This window comes from bacterium (assembly GCA_030693325.1).
In the GTDB taxonomy this organism is placed as follows: Bacteria; Patescibacteriota; Minisyncoccia; order UBA6257; family MFKM01; genus MFKM01.
The window spans coordinates 1-5392 of record JAUYAV010000021.1; the positions used below are offsets into that span (position 1 = coordinate 1).

Below are 5392 nucleotides of genomic sequence, written 5' to 3' on the forward strand. Positions count from 1 at the left end.
GCCGGCAATTTTAATTTTTTCCAAAGCTTCCAAAGGAATATGCGGCACGACTTCCACACAGCGGCCGCCGTATTCCAGATTTCTTTCTTTATTGATGACGGTCTGGAAAATACTGCCGGCGGTCATATAATTCAAGCCCGGCAAATCCTGATTTAAAAATCTTTCATAATTGCCCATGTCCTGGTCGCACTCGGTGCCGTCGTTTAAAACAAAAACTTCGCCGTGCTCCGTGGGGTTCATCGTCCCGGCGTCAACGTTAAGATAAGGGTCAATTTTAATGGCCGTCACCCGGAAGCCCCGGGACTGGAGAATTTTGGCGACTGAAGACACCGCCACCCCCTTGCCCACGCCCGACATTACGCCGCCGACAACAAAAATATATTTCATAATATACTTAGTAATTAAGTAATTTGGTAATTAAATAATTAGATAATTTTATTCTAATCCTTTTATCGATTTTAGCAAAATAATTACTCAATTACTCAATTACCATAATTACTGAATTTGTTGACTTTCGGCAATATAAAGGTCTATCCTAAATAAGAAATGAAAAAACTAATTTACCTTGACTATGCCGCCACCACGCCTTTAGCCCCGGAAGTAAAAAAGGCGATGGACCCGTTTTGGTCGGAAAATTTCGGCAATCCCTCAAGTATTTATCAATCAGGCATAAAAGCTAAAAACGCCTTAGGCCAAGCCCGCCAAAAAATCGCTAAAATCCTGGGCGCCAGAGAAACAGAAATTATTTTCACCGCCGGCGGCACCGAAAGCGCCAATTTGGCTATTTTAGGATTGAATCGGGCTGTCCAAAAAACCCTGAAAAAACCCGGGCATATTATCACGACAAAAATTGAGCACCCCGCGGTTTTAAATTCCGCCTTGGCCTTGGAAGAAGAAGGGTTTAATGTCAGTACTCTGCCGGTTGATAAATACGGCTTGATTAACTCAGAACAAATCAAAAAAGCCGTTAAGCCGGAAACGATTCTGGTTTCGGTGATGTACGCCAATAATGAAATCGGCACAATTGAACCAATCGCCGAAATCGGGAAATTATTGAAAAAAATCAATGAAGAGAGAAAAAATAAAAAACTCCCAAAAATTTATTTTCACACCGATGCCTGTCAGGCGGCCGGCTATCTGGATTTAAATGTTGAAAAATTAGGCGTTGATCTTTTGACGCTCAACGGCTCCAAAATTTACGGGCCGAAAGGCAGCGCAATTTTATATGTCCGCGCCGGCACTCCTTTAAAGCCCATAATTTTCGGCGGTGGCCAGGAAAAAGGATTGCGTTCCGGCACCGAAAATGTCCCGGCCTATGTCGGCCTGGCTAAAGCCCTGGAACTGGCTCAAAAAAACAGGAAAAAAGAATCCCAACGCCTGAAAAAACTTTCCCAAAACTTAACCGAAAGAATTTTAAAAACCATTCCCAAAACTTTTCTCAACGGCCATCCCGAAAAAAGATTGCCTAACAACGTCAATATCACTATATTAGATATTGAAGGCGAAGCCCTGCTTTTGCATCTTGACCAATACGGCATCTGCGCCTCCACCGGCTCGGCCTGCCATTCCCAGACGCTTCAACCCTCGCATGTCCTGCAAGCCATCGGCCTGCCGCGGGAAATAATCCACGGCAGTTTGCGGCTAACCTTAGGCAAGAAAACAACTCAAAAAGACATTGATTATGTTTTAAAGGTTTTGCCTCCAATCGTTAAAAAACTTCGGGAGCTTTCACCGGTTAAAATAAAGGGCTTTGTCTAAAATTTCAAGCCAAAGGCGCTGAAATTTTAGCAACAAAACCTTTACCGAGCACTCAGTATGATTTATAAAATTTACAACTATGTTTAACTGGATACTGAAATTCAAATATAGTATAAATAAACAATACTGAGTGCTCGGTGCTCATTGTTGTGGCTAAATTTTCTTCGCTACACAATGAGCTCGAAAATTCAGACAACAATGGCAAAATCAAAAAACATCAAAAAATCAGATATTTTAGGCCGGGGGCAAACTCCCTGGGTTTACAGCAAAACCGTCAAAGAACATTTTTTTTGCCCCAAAAATTTTATGAAGCCGGAAGAAGAGAAAAAATTAAAATTTAACGCTTCCGGAATGGTGGGTAGCCCGGCCTGCGGCGATGTGATGCGCTTTTGGCTCTTTATTGACCCCAAAACCGAAAAAATAAAACAATGCCGCTGGCGGACTTTTGGCTGCGGCGCCGCTATCGGTTCCACTTCCATGCTTTCGGTAATGCTCACCGAAAAAGGCGGAATGAGTATAGAAAAAGCCCGAAAAATCAAACCCCAGGATATTGTTAAAAGATTGGGCGGCTTGCCCGAAATCAAATACCACTGTTCGGTTCTCGGCGACAAGGCCTTAAGAAACGCCATCAATGATTATTTCCGGCAAACTAATCAAATGAAACGTATTGTTCCAGAAGAAGGCCGGATTATTGACCCGGACACCAAAACCACGGACAAAGACATTGAAATGGCGGTTTTGGAAGGCGCCGATACTTTGGAAAAAGTTCAAGAAAGAACCAAAGTCGGCGTTGCCAACCCGAAAATCATCCCCGAAATTGAACAACTAATCCGTTTTTATAAGGAAAAATATTCAATATAGTAGGAGTTTATAAGTATCGCCCTAAAGAATAGTAAAGTCTAAAAATTGCGATTTTTATGGGGCAAAGGTTTTGTAAATTAATCCTTAAAAATATTCTCTGCAATTTTGCATCTTTCTTTAAATAAATTTATAAATTCAACAATGTCTGGTAATGCAATCTCTCTAAGTGGTAAGAATTCAAGTTTTAATAATCTCTTTTTTGTTACCCACCTTCCATAAGAAAATCTCCATTTTTGTAAATTAATTTGAGCGGCGAAATAACTTAATTCAATTAGGTTTAATTTTTGTTTCGGTTTTAATATTAAAACAGCACCATGACTTCTGGCAACAAATGGCGGGATTTGGACAGTAGCGAAACCAAACGAAGACAGCGTTATACATGGTTCATTGAAAATTAAACTCTTTTCGTCCGGTTCTATATATTTTTCTACGCCATTATTTAATTCGGTACTTGTGATAAAGGGAATATCTCCAATGGAATAATCTTCAATGTTATTTGACTTCGCATTTATAATATTAAATAAATTTTCAAAATTTTCCTTCTTCATCCCATGGGATTGCCATTTTATAGATGATTTATTTTCTATGTGAAAATTATTCATTAGATAATTAAATAAATTACTTAAAACAATCTTCATCTGTTCGCTTATCTCATTCTGCTTATATCTAACATCTTTTAAATAAAATTCTGGGGCACATTCTATATCATTATCAAAAAGTATCGGAGATATTATATATGTTTTGGCAACAGAATTCTTAATATTTACAGAATCGTTTAAAAAATCCTTGATGGTTGATTTTATAAGTTCTAGATTACCATTCTCTTTAGATTTTTTCATAATACCCTTCTTTTTGACAAATCCATCGCTAAGATACCCCCAAAAAACATTTTTATCTTTTTGATGAGGGATACCCTTTCTGATAATAACTGCGGAAGTATGAACGGCAATAGGATAAAATAAATCTTCTGGAAGTTTGATGACTGCTTCCAATGTATGATTTTTTAACAAATTTTCTCTCCAGAATTTTAATTGTCTGCCCTTAAACATTATCGGACTAGGTAAGATTACAAACATTAATCCGTTATCTTCCATTTGCAATAATGCGTTATCTATAAATCTATATTCCTTTTCATCATCTTTTTTCAAAGCGAAGGGAGGATTCATTAATACTTTTGTCGCCAATTTACTTATTTTTTTAGCAAAACAATTGCCTTCAATAATGTTGTTTTTTCCATCTCCCCTAAAAATCATATTCACTAATGCCAAACTTACTACCTCTGGCTCTTGTTCTATGCCAAAAATATTATTTTCTTTGAATTTGTCTAATTGTGTTTTATTTATATGATTTTTTACATAATCAAAAGCTGATACAAGAAATCCTCCAGTTCCGCAAGCAGGGTCAAAAATAATATCATTTTCATTTACATTAATGACTTCCGCCCCAAAACGAGTAAGATGTCTCGGCGTCAAAACAATTCCAATTTCTTTCGCACCATTCCCATATTTAAGAAAACTCTCATAAAATCTTCCCAAAATATCTGTTCCTGAGTTCATCGCAGATCGGATATTCAATCCCTGTAATTCTTGAATTGAGTCTATTATTGCTTTTCTAAATTTTACATGATTATCAGGAGTTGGCGGAGTTGTAATTTGAACGAATTTAGCAAACTCTCTCTTTTTATGTTCGTATAATACTTTTTCAACTCTTGCGTTAATTTCTTGGATTAAAACAGATGCTGAGTTGTTAAGATTTAACGGATTATCTTCTAGTAATGCTAGCAATAAAGCCGACATTACTTTCGCTCTATTATTTTTGTTTATAGAGCCTATGTGCAAAATTGCGTTTATTTTCTTAGCTTTTGCATAGTATATATCATCGGGAAGATTAAACTCCTCAGTTTTGTAAATATCATTGTCAACAAGAAAATGAGCAGTTTCTTTTGGCAATAATCCGGTTAAAACTTTTCCATTCGCTTCTATGAGCTTCCATTGACCCTTATAATAGTAAAAACTTTGAACAACATATGTGTCTTCATCGTTTCCTGCAACCGCCGTAATTATGGGTGCATAAATTTGGTCTTTGTTTAATTTTTCGGCGTATTCTTTAGCTTGATTTATAGCTTTATTTATATCTTTTTGTTCTGGCTTTGCCTCTATAATCCAAAATTTATTGTTTCTAACAACTATTATATTTTCTGGTCTTTCTCTAGAAAGAAAATACTGTTTAATAATTTTATTCTGCAAACATTCGTTTTGCATATATACTTCTCCTTCTGGTTTTTTTGTAGGATTGCAAACATTCCAGCCCAAAATAGCCAATTCATTCTTGATATAAATATATGAGTGAAATTCACTACTGATTGCCATATTTTTATTCTACCTTAGGATAAAAAACTCCACAAGCATGGAAATGTGCATAACTTCTTTACTTGTAAAGAAGGCATAGTCGTCAAAATTAGCCTAACACCTAAGAATTTGCCCATGTCTACTTCTGGCACCTCTGGCAAAAATGAGCCGAACGGCCGCCGAATTTGAGGCGCTGAATTTTAGTTCCACAGCGGGGGCAAAATTTTCCGATACGGTGATAAACCCCGTTAGAGATTGTAAAATCTCTAACGGGGTAAACTTTAAGAAATTTCGCGAAATTGCCTTTTTCGCCGGACGGCCGGCGGTAATCGGAAACGCTGGTGCCTTTGGCTTTTATCGCTTTTGTTAAAATTTTCTTGATTGCCGAATAAAGTATTTTAGTTTCTTTTGCTTTTAGTTTTTGA

5 protein-coding genes are annotated in these 5392 nt (G+C 37.1%); 2 read left to right on the forward strand and 3 right to left on the reverse strand.

Features of this window, described 5'->3' with window-relative positions; translation table 11 throughout:
* On the reverse strand, positions 1–387 hold a 387-nt coding region (locus Q8N22_03140), incomplete at its 3' end, for a CTP synthase (GenBank protein MDP3052919.1).
* A 159-nt stretch (positions 388–546) separates the two neighbouring features.
* Between Q8N22_03140 and Q8N22_03145 the strand changes: the two genes are divergently transcribed.
* Together Q8N22_03145 and Q8N22_03150 are read left to right on the forward strand one after the other, a co-directional pair.
* The gene (locus tag Q8N22_03145) at positions 547–1758 is read left to right on the forward strand and encodes a cysteine desulfurase family protein (protein ID MDP3052920.1); all 1212 of its coding nucleotides are present in this window, start codon (positions 547–549) and stop codon (positions 1756–1758) included.
* A gap of 174 nt (positions 1759–1932) precedes the next feature.
* Positions 1933–2619 (forward strand): iron-sulfur cluster assembly scaffold protein, encoded by a 687-nt coding sequence (locus tag Q8N22_03150; protein ID MDP3052921.1) that lies wholly within the window; start codon positions 1933–1935, stop codon positions 2617–2619.
* A gap of 77 nt (positions 2620–2696) precedes the next feature.
* On the opposite strand, the gene Q8N22_03155 is transcribed toward Q8N22_03150, so the two are convergent.
* Together Q8N22_03155 and Q8N22_03160 are read right to left on the reverse strand one after the other, a co-directional pair.
* The gene (locus Q8N22_03155) at positions 2697–4988 is read right to left on the reverse strand and encodes an N-6 DNA methylase (protein ID MDP3052922.1); all 2292 of its coding nucleotides are present in this window, start codon (positions 4986–4988) and stop codon (positions 2697–2699) included.
* Between the two features lie 118 nt (positions 4989–5106).
* Positions 5107–5392: zinc finger domain-containing protein (locus Q8N22_03160; GenBank protein MDP3052923.1), on the reverse strand; the 286-nt coding region annotated here is incomplete at its 5' end.

What these genes read in the sequence shown, in the direction of transcription:
- Q8N22_03145 (MDP3052920.1), top strand. Translation starts at nt 547, where the DNA reads ATGAAAAAACTAATTTACCTTGACTATGCCGCCACCACGCCTTTAGCC.
- Q8N22_03150 (MDP3052921.1), top strand. Translation starts at nt 1,933, where the DNA reads ATGAGCTCGAAAATTCAGACAACAATGGCAAAATCAAAAAACATCAAA.
- Q8N22_03155 (MDP3052922.1), bottom strand. Translation starts at nt 4,988, where the DNA reads ATGGCAATCAGTAGTGAATTTCACTCATATATTTATATCAAGAATGAA.